Below are 25,704 nucleotides of genomic sequence, written 5' to 3'. Positions count from 1 at the left end.
AATTATTATTTCTTTCCGTATCTTCTTACTCGTAACAATGCTTGTTCAGCATGCCCCGCGAAGTTTTCCAATTGACATAGACGAGCCGCGTATTCCCCAATGTAAGCACTCGCTTCAGGTGTTACTTTTTGGTACGTGACCGTCTTGATAAACTTCCCTACCCATAGGCCGCCTGTGTAACGAGCAGCACCTTTTGTCGGTAATGTATGGTTCGTTCCAATGACTTTATCGCCATACGCAACGTTTGTTTCTGGCCCTAGGAATAAGCAACCGTAGTTCGTCATGTTTTCCAAGAAGTAATCAGGATTTGCTGTCAAAATTTCAACATGCTCAAATGCAAGTTTATCCGCTTCTATAAGTGCTTCTTCAATGCTATCCACCAATAAGATTTGGCCATAATCATCCCAAGAAACACGTGCAATGTCTGCTGTTGGTAATACTTTAAGCTGTCTTTCGATTTCTTCTACAGTTTCCATCGCCAGTTTTTCTGATGTTGTAATTAAAGCACCTGGTGATGTCGGTCCGTGTTCTCCTTGTCCCAATAGATCTGTAGCAATCATTTCAGCATCTGCTGTTTCATCTGCAACGACTAATGTTTCTGTTGGACCCGCAAACAAGTCGATTCCTACGCGACCAAATAATTGTCTTTTCGATTCGGCAACAAACGCATTCCCAGGTCCTACAATCATGTCGACAGACTGGATTGTTTCTGTTCCAATTGCCATTGCAGCCATTGCTTGAATTCCACCTAATAGGTAAATTTCATCCGCGCCCGCTAAAGCCATTGCCGCAATCGTTGCATTCGGAATTTCACCGTTAATTGGAGGTGTGCAAGCGATTACACGTTTAACACCAGCAACTTTAGCCGTTAACACGCTCATATGTGCAGAAGCAACCATTGGGTAACGACCACCCGGTACATAACATCCAACACTGCTTACCGGAATATTTTTATGTCCTAAAATAACGCCTGGAATATTTTCAACTTCTACATCGCTTAGTGACGCTAATTGCGCTTCGGCAAATTGACGAATGTTTTTTTGAGCAAACTTAATATCTTCGATGGCTTGAGCAGGTACTTTTGCTACAATTTCCTCGATTTGCTCTTGGGATAAACGAAATGATTCAGGCGACCACTTGTCAAACTTCTCGGAGAATTCTCGGACTGCTTCGTCTCCTCTTTCTTCAATTTCCTGTATTGCATTTGCTACAATTTTAGATACTTCGAGATTGTTTTTATTTAGTTCATCTTGTGATTTACCGGCTTTTAATACTTTAACCATTTTATTTCCTCCTTGTTTGCATACGTATGCAAAACGTATTATAGGTAAAGAATATTAGAAATTGTTGTAAAAGTCAACCCTATCCGGTTGTTTTTCTTTCAATTAATCCCCCATTTATTTCGATACTTTCAGCTAAACCTGTGTAAGACTTAATTTCCGCCACTAAATATTTTACGGTCTGTTCGACCATTTCAGTAATAGGTTGTTCCCAAGTCGTTAAACTATACGTTGGCCATGCAGACATTTCAATATTGTCGAAGCCAATTACTTTCGTGTCTGCTGGAACAGAAATTGAGCTTTCACGAAGCGCATCCAAAACGCCCAATGCCATAATATCGTTGGCCACAAAAAATGCAGAGGGAATTTTTTTTTCGTTAATGATTTGTACGGCTGTTTGATATCCACCTTCATATGTATAGTCTGATGAGTATTTCTCCAAGGGAATCCCATACCTTCTTAGTATTTCGGTAAAACCCTGTTCCCTTTCCTTACTAGTTGACGTGTTTTTATTCCCCGAAATATAAATCATAGATGAACTTCCTTTTTCAATTAGGAATTGCGCAATTTCCCTACTTGCATCTAAGTTATTACAGCAAACTGAATAGAAATCATTACTTTCTATTTTTCGGTTAAAAAGAACCAATGGGATTTTAGCATTTTTAAAGTTTTCATTTGCCTTCAATGACAAAGTTGCATCGGTAATAATTACGCCCGCTACATTGTAATTCAATAAGATATCAATATCTTCTTTTTCTATTTCATCGTTATTCGTATATACAAACAAAATACTATACCCTAACTTTTTAAACGTTGTTGTAAATCGTTTCAATACTTGCGGATAAAATGGATTCTCAACGCCCTTCATCACTAATCCAATGATTTTTGTACGATTCGTAATTAAACTTCTTGCAAATTCATTCGGTCGATAACCTAACTCCTCTGCAGCAGCTAAAACTTTTGCCCTTGTTTTTTCAGACACCGTCGCCCCTTCAAAATAAACTCTAGATACGGACGACTGTGAAACTCCCGCCCGTTTTGCAACGTCCATAGCAGTTACTAAATTCTTCACCTAACCCACAACCTTTTTAATCAATACTTTTATCTAAACTATACTATTTAAACCGTTCTTTTGAAATGCCTCATTTTTCACATCGATTGTTAACTTCTCCTTAATAGTTTGTTCATACTTACCTAGTAAAATAAAAGCAACAAGAACATACAGGAGGAATTTACGATGGAAAATGAAACACGAAATAAAAAAGGAAACCGATTTTTATCGACACTTGCAGCTGGGGTGATTGGCTCTGTTTTGACGCTCGGCGTAGTTGCCAATACAAACTTTATTCCACCGAAAGCACAAGTAGAAAAACCTGCCACGGAGAATGTGGCGTCACCTAACATTGTACAAACATCAGCAAACAATGAATTATCACTAGCCGACATGGTAGAACAATCTTCCGCGGCAATTGTTGGTGTGGTGAATTATAAAAGTGGTGGAAATCGTTTCGCGCAAGGGCAAGACGGACAAAGCGTTGCGAGTGGAACGGGATCTGGGGTTATTTACAATGCCGATAAGAACTACGCATACATCGTGACGAATAACCATGTCATCGAAGGTGCGGAAAAAATTGAAGTATCTCTTGAAAGTGGCGAAACAACAACCGCTCAACTCGTTGGATCGGATGCCCTTAGTGACTTAGCCGTTTTAAAAATAGATGCAAAATATGCAAAGAGCACGCTTGAATTTGGTGACTCCGATACATTACGTGCTGGCGATTCGGTCGTCGCTATCGGAAACCCACTTGGACTGGATTTCTCTGGTACGGTTACACAAGGGATTGTCAGTGCGATTGACCGTTCCATTGCTGTGAAAACGTCGGCCGGCGAATGGGAATTGAACGTTATTCAAACCGATGCAGCCATTAACCCAGGAAACAGTGGAGGGGCGTTGCTTAACTTACAAGGGCAAGTCATCGGCATTAACAGTTTAAAAGTTTCTGAAAGCGGCGTGGAAGGCCTTGGCTTTGCGATTCCAAGTAATGAAGTCGTTCCCCTAATTAAAGATATGAAGGAAAACGGTCATGTCGAACGTCCATATATCGGCGTTGGGCTGGCGAATCTTAACCAAGTACCTGGACAATATGTACAAAATCTACCTACATCCGTTGAAGGCGGTGTGATGGTTGTAACTGTGGACCCCGAATCAGCTGCAGGAATAGCCGGATTGCAAGAAGAAGATATCATTACTGCCATTAATGGAACAGATTTGAAAAACTCAACAGAACTACGAAAGTTTCTATACTCTGAACTCAACGTAGGTGACAAAGCGGCTTTCACCGTATATCGCGGGGCTGAAATGATCACAATCGACGTCACACTTACAGGTTCACCGTCGATTTCAAAATAACACCTATGAGGCACCTCTATCCGCCCACCCGGTAGAGGTGTTTCCATTTGCTTATTTCTCGTTTTCGATTTACTTTGGAATGAACGGCAATACGGAAGGAGATGCGATTTGGTGAAAATTTTAGTCATAGAAGATAACGAAAGTGTCTCTACGATGATTGAAATGTTTTTTTCGAAAGAAGGCATCGAAGGCGAGTTTGCAAAAGACGGTCTTGAAGGTTATAAACGTGCAAGCGAAGGAACGTGGGACTGCTTAATTATCGACTGGATGCTACCAGGCATGGACGGCATTTCAATTTGTCGGAAACTCCGAAAAGAAAATTATGCGGGTCCAATTATTATGCTCACTGCCAAAGATAGCGAGTCAGACCAGGTATTGGGACTTGAAATGGGCGCAGACGATTACGTCACAAAACCATTTAGCCCGTTGGCACTCATGGCACGCATTAAAGCCGTCACCCGTAGATACGGTTCGCTTAAAGAACAGCCCACAGAAGAAGGTATCATTGAAACCAATCATTTTAAGATCAATCAAAACACACGTGAAGTATTGCTAAACGGCAAGCCCGTACTTAATTTGACGCCAAAAGAATTCGATCTTCTCTCCCATTTCGTTCAGCACCCAAAGCAAGTATTTTCCAGAGAACAGTTGCTGGATAACGTCTGGGGATATGACTTTTACGGCGATGATCGGACAGTTGACGTCCATATTAAGCGGCTACGCACGAAAATTGCGACAGACAAACAACCCTTTTTCCATACCGTTTGGGGCGTCGGATACCGATTCGACGAAACAACCGGTGACGAATTATGAAAATCAAATACTTATACCAACAACTAGCTAGCCATATTAGCACCATCATTATTGCCTTTTTAATTTTGAGTTTGCTGTTCTCCCATTATGTCGAACAATTCGTTTATGAAAACAAAACCGAAGAGCTAACAACATATGGCGCCAACATTTTAAATGACATCGAACAAGATCAACGAAATTCAACACGTACGTTGCAGGAATATGGACATGTCTTAAATGGACGGGATATTCAGTACAGTCTATTCGATGAAAACTCAGCCATCATTTATTCGACAGGCCTGAAAACGCCACTTATCGAGTTAAGCGAAGAGGAATGGCAACATCTGAAAAACGGCAATGCCGTCACGGTTAAACAAGATTTTAAACGGTTCAACGAGGATGTCACATTTGTTTTACTTCCTTATCTTCATAACAACCAGTTTGTTGGAGGGATTCTTCTTACATCTCCGATTAAAGGATCGCGTGAAGTCATTTCACGAATGAACGAGTATTTAGTTTACACGACGTTAATCGCACTTGTTATTGCGCTTTTACTAAGTTGGTTTTTATCTACCTTTCACGTGAACCGTATTAAGCGGCTGCGAGATGCTACATCTACGGTTGCTGCGGGAGATTATTCCATCCGAATCCCTTCTTCCAACTTCGATGAAATCGGCGAATTAGCAGGCGATTTCAACGGAATGGTAGAAAAACTAAACGGATCTATGGAAGAAATCGAAAACTTGGAAAATCGCCGACGACAGTTTATGGCCGATGTTTCCCACGAACTAAGAACACCACTCACAACGATTAAAGGCATCATCGAAGGCATGAAAAACAATATGATTCCTGATTCGGAGAAAGAAAAAGGACTCGGTCTGGCGAGCAGTGAAACGACGCGACTCATTCGTCTCGTCAACGAAAACTTAGATTATGAAAAAATCCGTGCCAATCAAATTACACTCCATAAGCAAGACATTCAGCTCGTTGAAATGTTAGAAATTATTAAAGACCAACTCGACGGCGTGGCAACTGAACGAAATAATGAAATTTTCGTTACTGTAGACCCAACAGTTACTGTATTTGCGGATTACGACAGACTCACACAGATTTTAATTAACATTACAAAAAACAGTATTCAGTTTACTGATAACGGGAGCATATTTTTACGCGGCTTTGCCGGAGAACATGAAACTATTATTGAAATTGAAGATACGGGTATTGGCATCGACCCCGCCGATATCGAAAAAATATGGAGTCGTTTTTACAAAGCAATTGTATCGCGAACGACCAATCCTTACGGGGAATTCGGACTCGGGTTATCTATTGTAAAACAGCTTATTACGATGCATAATGGGACAATCAACGTAACGAGTGAAAAAGGCCAAGGTACAAAATTTACAATTACGCTACCAAATGTGTAGTTTTTATCATTTGTTAATAGTTTGTTCACATTCACGTTGTAGTATGGAACGTATTCGATGACTTGGAGGAGAAATTATGAGTAAGAAATGGTTAATTCCGCTTTTAGCGGCAGGTATACTTGCAATAGCAATTGTTGTGGTGCCCGGGTTTTCAAAAGGAGATACTGTTGCAACGGTCAATGGCGAAAACATTACGAAAGACGAGTTATATGATTTCCTCGTTGAGGCAAACGGACAAGAAGCACTCGATGCAATAATCGAAGAAAAAGTCATTGCACTTGAAGTGAAAAAAGAAAAAGTGAAAGTTTCCGATAAAGAAGTTGACGCAGAATACGCTACTCAAGCCGAACAATACGGTGGAGAAGAAGCTTTTACAGCAGTCTTAGAGCAAAACGGTATTACTGAAAAACAATTTAAAGAAAACATCGTTCAGTTTCTTTCCATTCAAAAGCTGATTGAACCACGTCTTAAAGTAACCGACGAAGAAATTGAAACAGTATTCAACGAAAACAAAGAAGACCTTGCTGAGCCTGAACAAGTAGAGGCAAGCCATATTTTAGTTGAAGATGAAGAAACAGCGAAAGAAGTTGCGAAAAGATTGAAAGATGGGGAAGATTTCGCGACACTCGCTAAAGAACTGTCTACAGATACAGGTAGTGCAGAAGAAGGCGGAGAATTAGGTTTCTTCCCTAGAGATAAAATGGTTGTCGAATTTAGTGACGTTGCCTTTGCAATGGAGCCTGGCACAATTAGCGATCCCGTAAAAACAGATCACGGATATCATATTATTAAAGTGACAGATAAAAAAGCCGCAGCAGAAGCTGTCTTTGAAGATCATAAAGAAGAATTAAAAAATCAACTTCTTGAAGAGAAATTCACGACTGAATATCCCGAGTACTTGGATGAAGTAAAAGCAAACTATAAAATCAAGAACACATTGACAGAAAAAGAAGCAAAATAATAAACAGTAGATTAGGAAAAGCCTTTGCGCTTTTCCTTTTTTATTTCATAATAGAACACTAAATATTCCGGCAATTACTTATTTCAAAATAGAGAATTATTTCAGTCAACCTTTGCCACCTATCAAGTTATCCCATGTATCACTAATCCCTTTGCAATAAGGTTTCTATTTTACTCCCTAATATTACTATTCTAATTATACGGATTAGACTATTAATTCACAAAGTTATATGCTATTATTATGAAACTTATTCACTACTAAAAAGGAGTAAATGATATGTCTCAAATGCTAGCTTTAGTAATTGTCGTTGCTGTTTTATACATTGGCGATGCTGTATCTGTTCGTACAAAAGCGTGGGTTCCTTCCGTTTTTGTTTGTGCTGTTCTTTTCCTACTCGGTTATTGGACGTTTTTTCCGCAAGACATCGTCGCAGTAGCAGGTGTACCGCCTGTCGTTGCTTCAATGATGATTTACTTACTGATTACAAATATGGGTACATTACTATCCGTTAAGCAATTGAAGCAACAATGGAAAACGATTTTAATTTCTCTTTCAGGTATTTTAGGAATTGTCGTAGCTTTATTTGGAATTGGAATACTTATTCTTGACTTTGAGACCGTTATTGTTGCAATACCTCCTTTAGTTGGCGGAATTGTATCTGCCTTAATCATGTCCGAAGGTGCCACGGCAGCTGGACTTACTACGTTGTCCGTATTTGCAATCGTCATTTACGCGATGCAAGGCTTTGCTGGATATCCTCTCACTTCTATTGTTTTAAATAAAGAAGGGAAAAGACTTCTTGAAAAGTATCGCAAAGGCGAATTGGTCGTCGAAGAAACAAGTGAATCATCAGGCGATGAGTCCCAAAGTGGACTTAAAATGTTTAAGAATCTACCGGAAAAATATAATACTTCTTATTTCAAATTTTTCCGATTAGCTTTTGTTGGGTATCTTGCGTATCTCACTTCTACTTGGCTTGCACCAATCGTTACTGTTAGTCCATATGTTCTTTGTCTGTTATTTGGAATCATCGGGGCTAGTGTTGGATTCTTAGAACGCCAAGTGCTTGAAAAAGCGAATGGTTTCGGAATGGCAATCCTTGTACTTATGCTGTTCGTTTTTGATGGCTTGAAAGTTGCAACACCATCCATGATGCTTGAAATTATCTATCCACTTATTGTTTGTATCATGTTGGGTGTCATCGGAATGTACATCTTCTCGTTCTTCATCGGGAAAGTTTTAAAAGTAAGTAAAGAAATGGCTTTTGCGGTTTCATTAACTGCTTTGTACGGATTCCCCGCCGACTACATTATTACGAACGAAGTGATTAATTCATTGACAGAAGATAAGAAAGAAAGAGAAGCGTTAACAAGTCATATGATGCCGCCTATGCTCGTCGGTGGATTTATAAGTGTTACAATTGTTTCAGTCATTTTAGCAGGTTTCTTCGTTGCATTATTGTAAAGGTGGAGGGATAAGTAATGAAAGCAAATCAACAGCGTATTGAAAATCATATCGAATTATTAAGCCAGTTCACGGCTACACCCGGTGAAGGCGTCACTCGGCTAACGTATAGTAAAGAAGATTTACATGCACGAAAATACATTAAAGAAAAAATGAATGAGTACGGTCTTACGGTGACGGAGGACGGGTTAGGCAATATATTCGGCAAACTAGAAGGTACATTACAAGATGCACCTTCTGTCATTGTCGGCTCCCATTTCGACTCGGTTCCAAACGGTGGTGCCTATGACGGGACTGCGGGAGTAGTCGTCGGGTTAGAAATCGCTGCACTGTTTCAAGAACAAAACGTACAACCCGCATACCCACTTGAAGTTATTGCGCTTATTGAAGAAGAGGGATCTCGTTTCGCTGGCGGCTTGATGGGATCTAGAGGGATGATGGGTTTACTTTCAGAAGAAGACTTTAACAAGCTGGCTGATGAAAACGGTGTGCTGGCGACAGCTGCGATGACCGAAATCGGGCTTGATGCGACAAAGGAGAAGTTCCGAAACCCTGAAACGATTCGTGCATTTCTTGAACTCCATATCGAACAAGGGCCAATTCTTGAAGAAAAAGATATCCAAATTGGTGTTGTTGAAGCAATTGTCGGATTGACACAGCTCGAAGTAACCGTCCAAGGACAGGCGGGACATGCCGGGACCACGCCGATGAACCGTCGTTCCGATGCACTCGTTTCTGCAGCACAAATTATTGCTAACTTACCTACTATTGCAATTGAAGAAGGCGAAGGGACAGTTATTACGACGGGGCGACTTAACGTGTTTCCTAACGGAGCGAACGTAATCCCCGATAAAGTTGTCTTTACACTTGATATTCGCTCGGGAAAAGAAGAGCATGTACTAAACGCAGTTCGTAACGTAGAAAAGCTTATTGAATCTGTAAACCGGGACGGAATCAGTATCTCGGCTGAACAGAAGCTTTATATTGCACCGAAAGAACTTGATCATGGAATCATATCTTTGTTGAAGGAAGCGAGCGAAAAGCTTAATATACCTTATTGTTCGATGAACAGCGGAGCAGGTCATGATGCAATGGTCTTTTCTGATTTCACCGCTTGCGGAATGGTATTCATCCCAAGTAAAGACGGGTTAAGCCATTGTCCAGAAGAATGGTCGGATGCGGGTCATCTGGCGAACGGAACAGATATTTTATTTGAAACGATAAAAAGGTTAACGGAGGCAAGGTAGACATGATTAGTAAAACAATTAAGGATGCCATTTTTAACTATAGTGATGAGCTGGTTCAACTTCGTCGGAAACTACATAGCGAGCCCGAGTTGCCATGGGAAGAAGTTAAAACGACTGCATTTATATGCGAATATCTAGATGATCTTGGTATCTCTTACCGCAAAATAGATCCAACAGGAGTCGTTGCGGAAATTCAAGGGGCATCTGGTGGTAAAACTGTTGCATTACGCGGCGATATGGATGCATTACCTGTTGAACAATTGAACACGCATGTGCCATACGCTTCGAAAACAAAAGGAAAAATGCATGCTTGCGGGCATGACGCACATACGTCTATGCTTCTTATCGCCGCAAAAGCATTGTCTGAAATCAAAGACGAGTTACCGGGCAATGTGCGTTTATTATTCCAACCCGCGGAGGAAATTGCGCAAGCGGCAAAAGCGATGGTTGACCAAGGCGCGATGGAAAATGTCGATAACGTTTTCGGCATTCATATTTGGTCACAAATGCCAACGCATAAAATTTCTTGTACTCCAGGACCCTCATTTGCAGCAGCAGATATTTTCAAAGTACGATTCATCGGAAAAGGCGGTCACGGGGCGATTCCTGAAGATTGTATCGATACGGCAATCGTTGCTTCTTCATTCGTTATGAATGTCCAAACAATCATTTCTCGGACGATTGATCCGCAGCATGCGGCTGTTCTTACGGTTGGAAAAATGGAAGTCGGTACCCGGTTTAACGTTATTGCTGAAAATGCGCTTATCGAAGGAACGGTTCGTACGTTCAACCAAGATACTCGCGATCATATTGAAAAAAGCATCACAGTTTACGCAAACAATGTTGCCGCGACATACGGAGCAACTGCTGAAGTTGAATATATTCGCGGAACACAACCTGTCATCAATGACGAAGCAAGTGCCCATCTCGTTCAACAAGTGGCTACTGAAGCATTTGGTCCAGATGTACTCTTTAACGAAAAACCGACAATGGGCGCGGAAGATTACTCGTTCTTCCTCGACAAAGCACCCGGCAGCTTCGCGCTTGTCGGTAGCGGAAACCCAGAAAAAGATACCGAGTGGTCACATCACCACGGCAATTTCGACATCGACGAAGATGCGCTTGCAACAGGAGCAGAACTGTATGCGCAGTATGCATGGGTTTATTTGAATAAGTGATTAATTGGAAGGAAAAGCCCTTGGGCTTTTCCTTTTTTTTGTGAATGATTGTCCTTTTATCGGATGTCCACTCTTTCTTGCCGAATGTCAGCGCTTTACCCGGGATTCTCCACTCTATCGGACTTATTGTCAGCTCTTTTTACGGATGTCCACTCTTTCGTGCTGAATGTCAGCTCTTTACCCGGGATTCTCCACTCTATTGGACTTAATGTCAGCTCTTTTTACGGATGTCCACTCTTTCTCTCTGAATGTCAGCTCTTTACCCCGGATTCTCCACTCTATCGGACTTATTGTCAGCTCTTTTTCCCGATGTCCACCCTTTCACGCCGAATGTCAGCACTTTACCCGGCATTCTCCACTCTATCGGACTTATTGTCAACTCTTCCCCTTTAGTAAACTTCACTCCCCATTACAAACAGGCTATCAAAGCACCCTCTCATACCGGGTGCTTTGATAGCCTGTTTAATTTGCCTACTTATTTAAATATCATTGCCGCTTTGACCGCTTTTTGCCAGCCGCCGTATAAGTTTTCCCGCTCTGTTTGTTCCATTTCAGGTTGGAATGGGCGGTCAATTTGCCAATGTGCAGCGATTTCTGAACGATCTTTCCAAAAACCAACTGCCAATCCAGCTAAGTAAGCAGCGCCTAATGCTGTTGTTTCATTAATAACAGGGCGTTCAACCGGCACATTCAATAAATCACTTTGGAATTGCATGAGGAAATCATTTTCCACTGCTCCGCCGTCCACGCGTAATGTTTTTAATGAAATGCCCGAATCTGCTTCCATTGCATCTAAGACATCTTTCGTCTGGTAAGCAAGCGACTCAAGTGTTGCGCGAACAAAATGCTCTTTCGATGTACCTCTTGTCAATCCGAAAACAGCTCCTCGTACATCGCTGTCCCAATACGGGGCACCAAGCCCGACAAATGCAGGAACGACATACACCCCATCTGTTGAATTCACCCGTTTTGCATATCGTTCACTTTCGGATGAGTTTCTGAACATACGAAGCCCGTCACGTAACCACTGAATAGCTGAACCTGCAATAAAAATACTGCCTTCCAATGCATACTCCACTTTCCCGTCAATTCCCCACGCAAGCGTCGTTAGCAAACCGTGCTCTGACTTAACGGCTTTTTCACCCGTATTCATAAGCATAAAGCAGCCTGTTCCATACGTGTTTTTCACCATGCCACTTTCAAAACAAGCCTGACCAAAAAGAGCCGCCTGCTGATCGCCCGCAATTCCCGCAATCGGGGCCCGATAGCCGAAGAATAAATCTTCATCCGTATGTGCATAGATTTCTGAAGAAGAACGGACTTCAGGAAGCATCGATGCCGGCACACCTAAAATATCGAGCAATTCTTGATCCCACTCGAGCTCGTAAATGTTGTACATCAGTGTTCTTGAAGCATTCGAATAATCAGTAACGTGTGTTTTACCGCCCGATAACTTCCAAACGAGCCAAGTGTCAATCGTACCGAATAAAAGATCGCCCCGCTCTGCTTTCTCTTTGGCACCTTCAACATTATCCAAAATCCATTTTACTTTCGTACCCGAAAAATAAGCGTCGATGAGCAAGCCCGTCTTGTCACGGAATGTATCACTATGTCCTTGCACTTTTAATTCTTCACAGATTTCGGCAGTTTGGCGTGATTGCCAGACAATTGCATTATAAATTGGATCTCCTGTATTTTTATCCCACACGACGGTCGTTTCCCGTTGATTGGTAATACCGATTCCTTCGATTTGCTTGGCATCGATATTTTTCTCCGACAATACACCCGCAATAACAGCTAAAATCGAACTCCATATTTCGTCCGCGTTATGTTCCACCCAACCTGATTTCGGGAAATATTGAGTGAATTCCTGTTGAGATGTATGAAAAATCGCTCCTTTTTTATCAAACAGAATCGCTCGTGAACTTGTTGTTCCTTGGTCGAGCGCCAGTATATATTTGTCCGTCATGCTCATTCCTCCTATGGTTCTTTATATTAATTATACTCTTTTCGCAACTTTTGGATTCAAAATGACTACCTTTTCTTTTCTAATCGTGAATTGAGCCCCTAATAAGACGGCCAGCGTAATCGCTCCAACAATCCAAAACCCGATACTATTTACACCTTCAAAAACTTGCTTGTAAAAGAGGGCTCCGAATGAGCCACCAATGATTGGTCCGACAACCGGAATCCAAGCGTAGCCCCAGTCAGAAGAACCTTTACCCGCAATTGGAAGGAAAAAATGGGCAATTCTCGGTCCCAAGTCGCGCGCGGGATTAATCGCATAACCTGTTGTTCCTCCAAGCGACACGCCAATTGCAACAATCAATGCTCCGACGATTAGTGGATTCAAGCCTTCCGTAAATTCGTTGGCTCCTATTGTTAGTAGCCCTAAAAGTAAAATAAACGTTCCGATAATCTCACTCGTCAAATTCGAAAGCGGATGACGAATTGCCGGCGCTGTTGCAAACACGGCCAATTTCAAATCGGGATCCTCTGTTTCCTGCCAATGCGGTAAGTAGTGAAAGTAAATAATAACGGCTCCAATCATTGCACCAATCATTTGTGCGGTGACATAACTTGGTACATCCGCCCACGGAAATTCACCAATAGATGCCATCCCGATTGTAACAGCCGGTTTTAAATGGGCACCACTGAAATTTCCAACCGCGTAGACGCCCATTGCAACTGCCAAACCCCATCCAATGGTAATAACAATCCAACCAGAACCTTCCGCCTTGGAGTTTTTCATCAGTACCCCACCGACAACTCCTGCCCCAAAAATGATTAAAATCATTGTACCAACTAATTCCCCCAAAAACGGCGTCATCATTACATCCTCCTATTTGTAAGCGATTACGAATAAATCTACAAAAAAACAAAAGTGGCCTAGACAGCAAAAAAAGTCCACATTTAATCACCGCCTTATGCGGAATGACTAAATGTGGACCTCAATACTCAACCACGTTTTATGAACTTATCAATAGTCTATAAAAGGGCCAAACTTTTGTCAACAATCTTCATCGGTCTATATCGTCCAAAAATGCCGACCAAAGCTGCTGATTGGACGTCGTCACTGCTTTTGCTCCGGCGGCCAACGCTTCATGAACATGCGCTTCCGAGCGAATCAATCCACCACTAATAATTGGAATTCCAGTTCGCTTATTCACTTCGCTAATCAGTTGCGGAATAACACCCGGCAAAATTTCAATATAATCCGGCTTCGTTCGCTCGATTAGCGAATAGCTTTTCTCCAATGCGATTGTATCCAATAAAAACATCCGTTGAATCGCAATAATGCCTTTCGCCTTCGCTTTCATAATCATATTCGAACGCGTAGATATAATGCCCGCCGGTCGAATGTCATTACAAAGAAATTCTGCGGCATAATCATCCGTTTTCAATCCCTGGATTAAATCCGCATGAATAATTAACTTTTTACGATGGCGATCCGCTTCATTTTTGATCGTTTTCAAATTGCTTATATGAACCTCCAGTAAGACGATATATTCATAAGGGCTATTTAACAAAGGTTCCAACTGCTTCAAATGCCGTAATGCTGGCAAGATTTTCTGCTTATGAAAAGGCATGGCGTCATTCCTCTCTGCTAATTGTTTGAAATGATTGATCACCTATTATAACTCAATTAGAACTCGACCGCAGTTGTAGCCGTTGTAATTTCTTGGTCTAATTCCTTTGCATAGTGCATCCGTTCTTCTTCCGTCCATCCGAACAAGCCCGACATCTCGGCTAGGACATGGTCTTTCCATGCCATTACCGTAGCCATATCGAATAATAAGGCGCCTGTTCTTCTAATAAAGAAATCCGTAGGCTTCACAGCCATTTCGTGATGAATTGCATACATTAATTGAGCATATAAAACCCGTGGAATCGGTGTTTTCGGTTCTTCTAAATAAGAAAGGACTGTATCGATATTGGATCCATACATTTTCGACAGTCTGCGTCCTTCTTGTTCTTCAAGCCCCAAACGAACGGCTTCCCTGCTTTTTTCATTTAAAAATTGCTCTAGCTTAGAGGAACCCCCGATATCGCCACCTGAAATCGGTAAATTTTTCGTAATGGAAGGACCAAATTTCTCATTTCCATCTTCGTTTAATTTTTCTACAACGATATTTACGACGGTCTCTGCCATTTTTCGGTAACCTGTCAGTTTCCCGCCTGCAATTGTAATGAGACCTTTTTCAGATTCCCAAATTTCATCTTTTCGCGAAATCTCAGAAGGATCTTTACCCTCTTCGTGGATAAGCGGACGAATCCCCGCCCAGCCCGACTCGATATCGGTTTCTACAACTTGTAAATCAGGGAACATATACCGAATTGCGCCCATAATATATGTGCGGTCTTCCTTCGTAATATCGATTGACACGCGATCTCCATCGTAAAATGTATCCGTTGTTCCTATATACGTTTTGCCGTCTCTCGGAATCGCAAACACCATGCGTCCATCGGGCGCATCAAAATAGACCGCTTGTTGAAGAGGGAAAACGGATTGATCAAACACTAGATGGACCCCTTTAGATAAAATCAAATGCTTCTTGCTCTTCGAACCGTCAATTTCTCTCACGTCATCTACCCATGGACCTGTCGCATTGACAATCTTTTTCGCACGAATGGAAATCGTTTTTTCCGTCAGTACGTCTTTAATCTCCGCGCCTATTGCCTGATTTTTTTCGTTATATATAAACCGCTCAGCTTTTGCATAATTCGTAATGACCGCTCCATTGGCTTCGGCGGCTTTGATCACTTCAATCGTCAAACGGGCGTCATCTGTACGATACTCAACATACAATCCGCCTCCCAATAAACCGTCTTTTTTGACGATTGGTACTTTGCGAATCGTTTCATCCAAAGAGAGCATCGTTCTTCTTTCCTTCTTCTTGACCCCAGCTAAAAAGTCGTAAACTCTTAGCCCAAAAGAGGTCGAGAACTTGCCAAATGTGCCGCCTTTATGGAACGGCAATAACATCCATTCGGGTGTTGTAACATGCGGACCATTTTCATACACAATCGCACGCTCTTTTCCAAGCTCCGCCACTTCCTTAATTTGAAATTGCTTCAAATAACGCAAGCCGCCGTGAACAAGCTTCGTCGAACGGCTCGATGTACCCGATGCAAAATCTTGCATCTCAACGAGAGCAACCTTTAGTCCCCGTGTCGCCGCATCCAAAGCGATACCCGCGCCCGTAATGCCTCCCCCAATAATTAGTAAATCGAAATCCTCGGTATTCATCTTTTCAAACGTAGCAGTTCTTTCTAAAGCCGAAAATCCAGCCATTATCATCTTCTCCTTTGAATATATATATTCCCCTCTAAATTCAATCGACAAAAAAAGAGACCTCAACGTACACGATTGCAATTGCAATCATGCCGTTAGGTCTCTCATCAGCTCAAACCGTAATTATTAACTTAAATTCAGTTTAGCATATCAATAGGAGTTAAGAAAATTTCAAGCCTCGCCATATGAAATATGCCGATATTTATTCAACGTCGTAATAATTACAAACAACATGCGCGACTGCCTTTGCTGAAACAAGCAGGGCATCTTCGTTAATATCGAATTTCGGGTGATGATTTAAATACACCTTTTCTACGCCTTCTGGCTTACAACCGATAAAGAAGAATGTACCTGGAACTTTTTCTGAATAGTACGCAAAGTCTTCAGACCCCGAAAATACAGGGAATTCTACGACTTCTTTAATGTCTGGGTCATTCGCATTTCCAAGAACAGAAACGACTTCCGCCGTAACTTCCGGGTCGTTATAAAGCGGCGGATAATCGGCTGTATAAGTCAATTCGCATATAACACCGAATTGCAGTTCGATTCCACTTACAATCCGGTGAATTTCTTCGTCAATTACCTGCTGCGTTTTGTCGTTCATATAACGGACATCGCCTTCAATTTCGATACTGTCTTTAATTATATTAAATGAACCTTTCCCGTCAAATGAGCCGATTGTAACGACACCCATTTCAAACGGGTTTAACCGGCGACTAACAACAGTCTGAACAGCCGTCACAAAATGAGCCCCGGCAACAATTGGGTCATTGGAATTTTGAGGCATGGAACCGTGACCGCCCGTTCCTTGAATCACCAGTTTGAAATACGTCCTTCCCGCCATCGCATAGCCACCGCGGTGACCGATTGTTCCAACTGGATGCGTCGGGAATAAATGCGTACCAAAAACAGCGTCCAAATCGTCCAAAGTCCCCGATTCAACAATACTTTTTGCCCCGCCTGGCGGTGTTTCTTCGGCATGTTGGTGAATTATTTTAATTGTACCCGCAATCGACGCTTTCATTTGAATTAAACAATCTGCAAGAACTAACATATACGCGGTATGCCCATCATGACCGCACGCATGCATGACGCCTTCGTTTTTCGATTTAAATGGTACATCGGTTTCTTCATGTATTGGCAATGCGTCAAAATCGGCACGCAGACCAATTGTTTTTCCACGTTTGCCGCCTTGAATCGTTACAATAATTCCGTAGCCATTGCCTACATTTGTTTGAATATCTACATCTTTTCCTTTATAAAAGTTGGCAATATATTGTGCCGTTTTCTCTTCTTTGAAAGACAACTCCGGATTCGCATGTAGATGCCTGCGAATTTCAATCATTTCATCTTTACGACTTTCTAGCATTTCCAACAACTGTTTTTTTGTCTGAATCGTTGCTTCCGCGTGTTTACTCATCTTTGCACTTCCCCTTTTCAAATTCATCTTTTACTCTCTAAAGTGTATCATGAAGGTTGTCGCTAAAAATGAAAATCGTTGAATCGGCTTCCCTTTGTAAAACGTTGAATTATGAAATTTACTAATACAGTAAAGAAAGGAAACAACTCGTTCGGATTCGAACGAATTGTTTCCTTTTTATTTTCACATCCAGTTGAAAGTTATGCGTTCATGACTTTTAAAGCTTCTCCGACTTTTACCGTACGTCTCGCTTGGTGAGCGACTGCTGCTTTAATGGTCGCTTCATCATCAACAATTTTACCGTCTTGTCCAACTGTTACGCTTGTCCCGTATGGATTCCCGCCAGCTGCAAATGTAACTGCATCCGTGTAACCCGGTGCCGCGACAACCGCACCCCAATGATACATCGTTGTGTAAAGAGAAAGAATGGTTGCTTCTTGTCCACCATGTGGATTTTGTGCAGAAGACATTGCGCTTACTGCTTTATTGGCAAGCTTGCCTTGGAACCAAAACCCGCCTAACGTATCGAAGAAGCTCTGAATTTGACTAGGTACGTTCCCGAAACGAGTCGGCGTGCTAAAAATAATTGCGTCTGCCCATTCAAGATCCTCACCCGTTGCAACCGGTACGTCTTTCGTTGCTTCGGCATTTGCTTTCCAAGCTTCATTCGAATCGACTACAGATTGTGGAGCCGTTTCCGCTACTTTCATAAGTCTCACTTCAGCACCCGCTGCTTCTGCCGCTTCCGCTGCCCATTGTGCTAATTGATAGTTTGTACCACCTGTACTATAATATACGATTGCCGTTTTAGTTTTTGTCATTTGTATGCTCTCCTCTTTTTGTGATCTCCCAAATAGTCTGTATAAGTAACCCACTAGTTATTCCTCACTTTTCATTCACCAATTTTTTTTGTACCATATTGCCGCTGCATCTACCTCTGTACGCGTTAGCGAGTGTCCGTTCATTTCCCAATGTACTTCGGTCTTTGCACCCGCTTCTGTCAGTAGCTTATCCAAATCCTCGGATTCCATCGCAGAACACATCGGATCATTTTTCCCCGCCGCTATAAACACTTGAACACCTGAAAGGTCCGGTAATTCAAGACCGCGCCGTGGCACCATCGGGTGGTGAAGAATGGCACCTTTAAGCGCTCCCTTATAATGAAACAGTAAACTTGCAGCAATATTTGCCCCGTTTGAATAACCCACTGCAACGACGTTTGAACGGTCAAAACCGTGTTCTTCCGCCGACGTTCCAATAAACTCATACAATTCTTTCGTCCGGAAAATTAAATCTTCCTCATCGAATACCCCTTCAGCCAATCGAGCAAAAAAACGTGGCATACCATTTTCGAGAACATTTCCTCGAACGCTAAGCACAGAAGCATCCGGATCAATCAACTCTGCCAACGGCAATAAGTCTCGTTCTGTGCCACCTGTTCCGTGAAGCATAAGCAATACTGGTTTCGATGCATCTTTTCCACGTTTAAATATATGTTTCATTCCTTATTCACCCTTTACTTAAGTATCTCGAATTCAAGGTAACTTTATCAAATAAAGTTTTGAATGTCAACAGGACCGTCTTCACGAACTCGATGACTATAGGTAAATACGAAAACGAGAAAGCATAATTGCTTCCCCGTTTGTCATTCAAAATTTGAAACGCGCCAATATTGCCATGCCGTAATAAAAGACATCCATGCAAGTCCCTTGCTCTCCGCCTGATGAATCGGTACCCAATCTTTCCCTTCGCCCCGCTTCATATAGATTTCATGATGCGGCGCTTGGTCATGAAAGCCCGTTATATCAAACGTCCCGTTGCGGCGCATTACCCCATGCACTTCATAGTCGATTCCAAATGCCGTTACGAGTGGGTTTCCAACGGTATGCGTTAAAAGGAACCCCACATCTTCTTTCGTATGATCCAATCGCTTCACGACAATTCCTTTCGAAGAAGCCACACCTTTCCTTCTAAGTTTCTTCGCATGACTATAGGAAGTCGTCTGCCCGACATCTTTTGTAAATGTTAAAGGAAGTTGAACTTGATTGTAGGCAAGTTCAACGTCAACGCGCGTCCTGTACGTTTCACCTTCCGGATTAAATCCTCTTCCATCGCCTTTGAAAAAATACTCTTTTGATAACATATTCGGATTTTTTATCCAGTCTTCGGCTAAAAATGTTGCATAACGAAAACACCATCTATCCACATTTGTGCGGCGTTCCTTTTCCAGTACGGGAATTAGTAACGTCTTCGGCTTCGCGATTATTTTCGTCATCCAAAACTCTTCAATTGCCGCTTTTTCTTTCGACGAAAATGGATTCAAGAATCCGAAAGCCTGTGCAATAACCGACGTACTTACATTCAATTTTTTCTCTGACTTTATAAGCGGTCGCTTGGATTTCACCGTATACGTATACGTTTCATCCAATGCAAAATCCCGGTCGATATATTGGTTTGACTCAACGGTTGTGACGAACACGTCGTTCCGATAAATTTCGTATACATCAACATCTGCAATTTCTTGCCATGATAAAGCGATTTGCGTCTTTGCAACAATCGTTGTCATGACAAGAAACTGAAGTGGGTTTTCTATATTTCTTTGCTCAGCAAAAGCAGATGTTTGGAGTGCAATGACGTCAATAACTTTTCCACCTTCAACCCGTTCGATTGCGTAATTGTACATTTTGGCATGTTTAAAGTTCCCATCTCCGAACTCCGGAACAGTTCCTTCATAAAGAAGAAATCCATCCCGATACACATTATACGACCCACCTATGTCATTCCATGTAAAATGAATTAAATCCGGATGATGTGTAACTGTCTGTATTTCAAATAAATTCATAACTGCACCTCCTTCTAAGAAGTGTGGCGCAGTCGAAAGCTCGCTATACGTTAAGACTTTACATTTCCACACCCGTCAACGAAAGAAGCACTTGCCCCTTTAGTTGACGAGCTGCCTCTTCTGGATTTTCGGCATCCGTAATGACCGAAGAAACCGCCACGCAAGAAGCACCCGCGCGAATGACAGAACCCATTTTCCGCTCCGTAATGCCGCCACATCCAACAATCGGCAATCCCGGTAATTGGAAGGCAACTTCACGAATTAACTCCAGTTTCGCAGTTGGTCGATTGACCTTCTCTTTTGATTCGAACAGTGGACCTATTTCGATGTAACTTGCACCGGCATCGGCTGCAGCAAATGCTTCAGACGCCGTATGCACGGATACGCCGAGAGACATATTTTGCCCCAACTTTTCACGTACTCTAGAAAAATCGATTTCTTCCTGCTCAAGATGAATACCATCTGCACCGACTTTAACAGCCAAATCTACATCCCCACTTATTATGAAAGGAACTCCGTACTCCTTACAAAGCGATTTACACTGGATTGCGAATTCCTCCAATTTCGCCCCGCTAAGTGCATCCGGACCTTTTTCACGCAGTTGAAAGCATGTCACCCCACCCTTTAATGCCCCTTCTAACACAGCTAGCGGATCGCTTCCGCCTATAACTTTTGATCTCATCACAAAATATAATTTTAGGTTATTATTGCTCATTATCCAAAACCCCTTTCGGTAACGTTCTGGCAGACTTTTAAAAAGTACCGCACTGACGCCTAAAGATATCTTATGCGACAGCATTCAAAAATATGCCTACTTTTCTGTAAATGTTTACGATATACTAAAAAGGGAAAAGTAGGATAAGGCCAAAATTCGAAAGAAGGTTAGAAGCATGCACAAAGCTGACAGTAGACCCGAAAATCCGGACAAGTCAATGTGGATTACACTTTTAGGAACACTCGTATTGATTGGAATTACGATTGTTGCGTCTTTAACGACTGGCTAAGAATGCAGAATTTCTTACTTTCATACTTTTCATCTGCAACACGACTGGGAAATCCTGTCGTGTTTTTTTATTTTTTTGACGCAATTCATTAACGATAATGATTCTAATGTGATACTATGTATTAATAACTATCATTACAAAAAAAGAGGGATCTATATGACAACAATTACGGAGGATAAAAGGCAAGCTACACGGAACTTTTTCGTTACGATTGAACTCATCGCCGCCCTGCTGTCAGGCGTACTCATTTTGACAGCTTGGTATATAGGATATAGTGGCAGCGACACAGCTTCGATCACTCTCTATCTTCTTGCATTTGCCATTGGAGGCTTTGCGAAAGCAAAAGAAGGTATTGAAGAAACGATAAAAAACAAAGAACTAAACGTCGAAATGCTCATGATCTTTGCAGCAGTTGGGTCCGCAATTATTGGCTATTGGGCAGAAGGTGCAATTCTTATATTCATTTTTGCAATTAGCGGAGCCCTTGAAACGTATACGTTAAATAAAAGCCATAAAGAAATTTCATCCTTAATAGACCTTCAACCACAAGAAGCTTGGCTTTTGAATGAAGACGGGCAGGCAACAAAAGTACCGACAGAATCCCTGGAAACAGGTGCCTTCATTCTTATTAAACCGGGTGAAAGCATTCCAGTCGACGGTGTCATTCTTGAAGGAAGAAGCTCAATTGACGAAGCGGCAATAAGTGGCGAATCCATCCCAGTTACAAAAGGTATTGGGGAAGATATTTATGCCGGTACGGTGAATATGAGCGGCGCAATTACGGTCGAAATGACCAAACCAAATTCAGAAACGCTATTCCAAAAAATTATTAATCTTGTTATGTCTGCACAAAGTGAAAAATCACCTTCACAGCAATTCATCGAACGCTTCGAAGGAACCTATGTCAAAATCGTACTTATTTCAGTGCTTGTTATGATGTTCCTCCCTCATTTTGTTTTCGGATGGGATTGGACGACAACGATTTACAGAGCCATCGTCCTTCTCGTTGTCGCTTCCCCGTGTGCGCTCGTTGCCGCTATTATGCCCGCGACACTGGCGGCCATTTCAAACGGAGCGAAAAAGGGGATTTTATTCAAAGGCGGATTGCATTTAGAGCATTTAAGCTCATTGAAAGCAATTGCTTTGGATAAAACAGGAACGCTAACACAAGGGAAACCAGTTGTAACGGATTTTATTGTTCGCGAAGGAATGGATCGTCAAACGGTACTTGAACTCATCGCGCGCATTGAAGATCAATCCAATCATCCACTTGCGACAGCAATTACAACGTATGCAAAAAGTGAAGGCGTAGAATTGATTGAGCGGATTGACATCGAAGACGTGCCTGGTTGGGGAATTAAAGCATTCGAAAACGGCAAAGAATACATCGTCGGAAAGCCCGCGTTTGTCGGGGAGGAAGAAGCAAACGCATTTGAAAACAGTGCCGCTTCCACTCTTTTGGATGAAGGTAAAACCGTCATTTTCATGCGAGACGAAGAAGGAATCATCGCACTGGCTGCACTGAAAGACACGTTGCGCCAAGAAGCAAAACGTGCGATTGCCTCTTTGCATGCGGCGGGAATCAAAACGATTTTACTGACAGGAGACAATGAAAAGACAGCAAAAGTGATTGCAAAAGAAGCGGGTATCGAGGCATACGTCGCTGAATGTTTACCCGCGGACAAAGTGGATCACTTAAAGCGTCTCATGGGCGAATATAAATTTGTCGGCATGGTCGGAGACGGCATCAACGACGCTCCCGCGCTCGCGACCGCCACGACAGGCATTGCGATGGGTGACGGAACTGGCGTCGCACTCGAAACAGCTGATGTCGTTCTTATGCGTAATGACTTGACGCAAATCGACTACGCCGTTAAACTTTCGCGGAAGATGAATCGAATTGTAAAACAAAACGTCTTTTTCGCCATTTCAGTCATCGCACTCTTAATTGCCGCCAATTTCATGCAAGTCGTAAACTTGCCCCTTGGCGTCATCGGCCACGAAGGAAGTACGATTCTTGTCATTTTGAATGGGTTAAGGATGTTGAACCGGAATGTTTGATAGGTAAAGGGGCTGTCCAATAAGACCGAGAATCGTCAGAACGGCTCCCTTTCCGCGGGCGTTGCCTCAGCCTCCTCGCTTCGCTTGCGGGGTCTTCAGCTAACGCTTTTCCCGCAGGAGTGTCGCCTTTTCTGACGATTCTCTAGATAATATATGCAATAAAATATGCGAAGAGGAATCTAGTATTTCCCTGCGCACATTTAGATTTAACTACTTATTGGACAGCCCCCTTTTTATTTTTCATAGTAAATAATGCACTTTCGCAAGCATACATTTTTTAATTTCTGCATATATTATGGATGAAAGCACAAACAAGCTACCGAACACTTTACTCGGAGGAATTCGGAGGTGACAGAGAGTATATACTCTTTGTCACCTCCGAATTTTTTATTCTTTATTTTTTCTTAACTGTGCACTTAACTTCAGAAATGCCTTATCTAGCTCCGCGTATCCTTTGTCTGTAGGTTTCATCATACTCAATTTCCCAAGCACCGCTTGTAGCTCTGTTTCAAGTCGTAGCCGTTCTTCCTCCCGCTTTTCCGGTTGCAACACAGTCTTACGTTCTTGCCATTCCGCATAAGTCATCGGTACTTTTCGTATCGTTCCATCCCCAAATAGCAGCAATCCATTCGCCATCCGTTCCGTGAAATAGCGATCATGTGACGCGAACAAAAGTGTTCCTGGAAACGTTTGTAACGTCTTTTCTAGTTCCTCCCTCGATGGAAGGTCAAGATGGTTTGTCGGTTCATCCAACAGCAATACATCCGTCCCTTCAAGAATGAACTGCATGAGTTTCACCTTCACGCGCTCTCCCTGACTAAGCGCGGACAACGGAAGCTCCCAATGTTTTTTTGAAAAACCTAGATTCGTCAAATTCGTTCGAATCAATCCTTGTTCGTGGAATGTATCTGCATAAAAATAATCCGCCATCGTTATATCCTCCGGTAGGTCGAGCACGGTCTGGCTCAAATAACCGATTGTCATTCCGTTCGTTGTCCAAAGATCGCCGTCATAACTCTCTTCCCCGAGCATCATTCGAAACATCGTCGATTTCCCTGAACCGTTCGGACCAACAAGACCAATTCGCTCACCAGCTTGCACCGTGAACGAGGCACTTGAAAACAATTCATGCGCCTCAAATTTCTTCCCGACATTTTTTAATTCTAATACCCGTTTCCCTTTTTTCTTCTGACTTTTTACGCCAAACGACACCGCCACTTCGTCCTCTGGCTTTTCGATACGATGCTTCTCCAATTCTCCTTCCAGCCGTTTCCGCTTTGAACGAATCTGTACGTCGCGCTTTTTCGCCTTCATCCGGAAATACTCTTTTGTTCCACCCTTTTTTGTTAATTCCGCATGCGCTTTTTCAGACCAAGCCCCCAATTCTTCCATCTGACTCTCCACTTTTGCGATCTTCCGTTGCTGCTGTTCAAAATGCTTCTGCTGAATGTCACGCTCCGATTCTTTCTTCTCTCTATAATCCGTATAATTCCCTTTGTACACTGTCAATTTCCCGTACTCAATTTCAAAGATAAAATCCGCCGTTCTGTCAATGAAATAACGATCATGGGAAACGATCAAATACGTATCTGTACCTTTATTAATCATGTGAATCAATTCTTCTAAACTTTCCACGTCCAAATGATTCGTCGGTTCATCTAGTAGAACGAGCTCACTCTTTTCGGCAAGCGCAGCTGAAAGTCGTATTTTCATACGTTCCCCGCCGCTTGCCGATTCATATTCTGCCCGCTCCGGAACTTTCCATTTCCTTCGGTAAATATGTGCCTCCGCCTGTTCCCAATCAGCCACGCCTTCATTTTCCTGCTCTTGCCTGAAATAAGTAATAGACGGTGCTTTCCCTTGCCAACTGATTGAACCTGAAGTCGGCGTTATTTCCCCTGCCAATAACGAAAGGAGCGTTGTCTTTCCCGCACCATTTGCCCCTACAACCGCAACACAAGCCCCTGCCGAAATATCCGCAGACACCCGGTCAAGAATCACGGTTTCTCCGTGTGTAAAAATTAATTGATTCAGTGTTCCAATAAGCATACTCATTCCTCCAATCCGGAGAGACAAAAAAGTCCCTCCGAAAAATAATCGGAAGGATTAGTCGCTATATATCCAATTTCAAGCTCCTAAAAAAACCCGTTGCATGCGCAAAGAGAAAGGAGATAACTTTAAAAGTGGACAGACTAATCCTGTTTTCCGTTCGAATTAAAAATTCATTTTCTCGGAATAAAAGATTAGTTAATCATCGTCCACCCGTCAGTCCTTTCTCTTTGAAGTTGCGTCTAGTATATCATATTATTCAATCTTTCAAAATGA

Annotated in this window: 21 protein-coding genes; 8 read left to right on the top strand and 13 right to left on the bottom strand. The window is 42.3% G+C overall.

Translation table 11 applies throughout. From position 1 onward, the window contains the following. Positions 1-5: 5 nt before the first annotated feature. Both hisD and KSU66_RS11950 read right to left on the bottom strand, forming a co-directional pair. On the bottom strand, positions 6-1,283 hold the full coding sequence (gene hisD, locus KSU66_RS11955; RefSeq protein ID WP_269051687.1) for a histidinol dehydrogenase: 1,278 nt from the start codon (positions 1,281-1,283) through the stop codon (positions 6-8). Between the two features lie 79 nt (positions 1,284-1,362). Further along, a complete protein-coding gene (locus tag KSU66_RS11950) occupies positions 1,363-2,352 on the bottom strand; it encodes a LacI family DNA-binding transcriptional regulator (RefSeq protein ID WP_269051686.1) in 990 nt (329 codons plus the stop codon). A 165-nt stretch (positions 2,353-2,517) separates the two neighbouring features. On the opposite strand from KSU66_RS11950, the gene KSU66_RS11945 reads away from it, so the two are divergent. The 7 genes from KSU66_RS11945 (at position 2,518) to KSU66_RS11915 (ending at position 10,756) form a co-directional block, all read left to right on the top strand. Then, the gene (locus tag KSU66_RS11945; RefSeq protein ID WP_269051685.1) at positions 2,518-3,690 is read left to right on the top strand and encodes a S1C family serine protease; all 1,173 of its coding nucleotides are present in this window, start codon (positions 2,518-2,520) and stop codon (positions 3,688-3,690) included. Between the two features lie 111 nt (positions 3,691-3,801). Next, positions 3,802-4,503, top strand: a complete 702-nt coding sequence (locus KSU66_RS11940) for a response regulator transcription factor (RefSeq protein WP_269051819.1) — start codon at positions 3,802-3,804, stop codon at positions 4,501-4,503. After that, positions 4,500-5,906 carry a HAMP domain-containing sensor histidine kinase gene (locus tag KSU66_RS11935; RefSeq protein WP_329958814.1) on the top strand — a complete coding sequence of 469 codons (1,407 nt, stop codon included), beginning with the start codon at positions 4,500-4,502 and terminating at the stop codon, positions 5,904-5,906. Before KSU66_RS11940 ends, KSU66_RS11935 begins: the two co-directional genes overlap by 4 nt. Positions 5,907-5,982: 76 nt before the next feature. Beyond that, positions 5,983-6,867 carry a peptidylprolyl isomerase gene (locus KSU66_RS11930; RefSeq protein WP_269051684.1) on the top strand — a complete coding sequence of 295 codons (885 nt, stop codon included), beginning with the start codon at positions 5,983-5,985 and terminating at the stop codon, positions 6,865-6,867. Between the two features lie 276 nt (positions 6,868-7,143). After that, positions 7,144-8,331: a hypothetical protein gene (locus tag KSU66_RS11925; protein ID WP_269051683.1), complete on the top strand. Its 1,188-nt coding sequence runs from the start codon at positions 7,144-7,146 to the stop codon at positions 8,329-8,331. 17 nt (positions 8,332-8,348) lie between these two features. Continuing rightward, entirely contained in the window at positions 8,349-9,578 is a 1,230-nt protein-coding gene (locus KSU66_RS11920; protein WP_269051682.1) for a Zn-dependent hydrolase, read from the top strand. Between the two features lie 2 nt (positions 9,579-9,580). Then, complete coding sequence (locus KSU66_RS11915) at positions 9,581-10,756, top strand: amidohydrolase (protein ID WP_269051681.1); 1,176 nt, start codon at positions 9,581-9,583, stop codon at positions 10,754-10,756. Positions 10,757-11,015: 259 nt separating this feature from the next. On the opposite strand, the gene KSU66_RS11910 is transcribed toward KSU66_RS11915, so the two are convergent. From KSU66_RS11910 to thiE, 10 genes are all read right to left on the bottom strand, one after another. Then, complete coding sequence (locus tag KSU66_RS11910) at positions 11,016-11,159, bottom strand: hypothetical protein (protein ID WP_269051680.1); 144 nt, start codon at positions 11,157-11,159, stop codon at positions 11,016-11,018. A gap of 72 nt (positions 11,160-11,231) precedes the next feature. Next, a complete protein-coding gene (gene glpK, locus KSU66_RS11905; RefSeq protein WP_269051679.1) occupies positions 11,232-12,725 on the bottom strand; it encodes a glycerol kinase GlpK in 1,494 nt (497 codons plus the stop codon). A gap of 30 nt (positions 12,726-12,755) precedes the next feature. Next, on the bottom strand, positions 12,756-13,586 hold the full coding sequence (locus KSU66_RS11900; RefSeq protein ID WP_269051678.1) for an MIP/aquaporin family protein: 831 nt from the start codon (positions 13,584-13,586) through the stop codon (positions 12,756-12,758). 190 nt (positions 13,587-13,776) lie between these two features. Next, positions 13,777-14,346 (bottom strand): glycerol-3-phosphate responsive antiterminator, encoded by a 570-nt coding sequence (locus KSU66_RS11895; protein WP_269051677.1) that lies wholly within the window; start codon positions 14,344-14,346, stop codon positions 13,777-13,779. A gap of 56 nt (positions 14,347-14,402) precedes the next feature. After that, positions 14,403-16,052 carry a glycerol-3-phosphate dehydrogenase/oxidase gene (locus KSU66_RS11890; protein ID WP_329958812.1) on the bottom strand — a complete coding sequence of 550 codons (1,650 nt, stop codon included), beginning with the start codon at positions 16,050-16,052 and terminating at the stop codon, positions 14,403-14,405. A 202-nt stretch (positions 16,053-16,254) separates the two neighbouring features. Continuing rightward, complete coding sequence (locus tag KSU66_RS11885) at positions 16,255-17,472, bottom strand: amidohydrolase (RefSeq protein ID WP_269051676.1); 1,218 nt, start codon at positions 17,470-17,472, stop codon at positions 16,255-16,257. 200 nt (positions 17,473-17,672) lie between these two features. Next, entirely contained in the window at positions 17,673-18,293 is a 621-nt protein-coding gene (gene wrbA, locus KSU66_RS11880) for an NAD(P)H:quinone oxidoreductase (RefSeq protein ID WP_269051675.1), read from the bottom strand. 75 nt (positions 18,294-18,368) lie between these two features. Further along, entirely contained in the window at positions 18,369-18,974 is a 606-nt protein-coding gene (locus tag KSU66_RS11875; RefSeq protein WP_269051674.1) for an alpha/beta hydrolase, read from the bottom strand. Between the two features lie 143 nt (positions 18,975-19,117). Beyond that, positions 19,118-20,314 (bottom strand): DUF3238 domain-containing protein, encoded by a 1,197-nt coding sequence (locus KSU66_RS11870; protein ID WP_269051673.1) that lies wholly within the window; start codon positions 20,312-20,314, stop codon positions 19,118-19,120. A 58-nt stretch (positions 20,315-20,372) separates the two neighbouring features. Beyond that, positions 20,373-21,029 (bottom strand): thiamine phosphate synthase, encoded by a 657-nt coding sequence (thiE, locus tag KSU66_RS11865; RefSeq protein ID WP_269051672.1) that lies wholly within the window; start codon positions 21,027-21,029, stop codon positions 20,373-20,375. Between the two features lie 445 nt (positions 21,030-21,474). On the opposite strand from thiE, the gene KSU66_RS11860 reads away from it, so the two are divergent. Further along, the gene (locus KSU66_RS11860; protein ID WP_269051671.1) at positions 21,475-23,379 is read left to right on the top strand and encodes a heavy metal translocating P-type ATPase; all 1,905 of its coding nucleotides are present in this window, start codon (positions 21,475-21,477) and stop codon (positions 23,377-23,379) included. A gap of 387 nt (positions 23,380-23,766) precedes the next feature. Here KSU66_RS11860 and abc-f read toward each other — a convergent pair whose 3' ends face one another. Continuing rightward, positions 23,767-25,428 (bottom strand): ribosomal protection-like ABC-F family protein, encoded by a 1,662-nt coding sequence (abc-f, locus tag KSU66_RS11855; RefSeq protein ID WP_269051670.1) that lies wholly within the window; start codon positions 25,426-25,428, stop codon positions 23,767-23,769. Positions 25,429-25,704: the final 276 nt, after the last annotated feature.

This window comes from Sporosarcina sp. G11-34 (assembly GCF_026931025.1).
The sequence above is the reverse complement of the archived record's forward strand: the minus strand, read 5'-3'. Positions and strand labels throughout refer to the sequence as shown.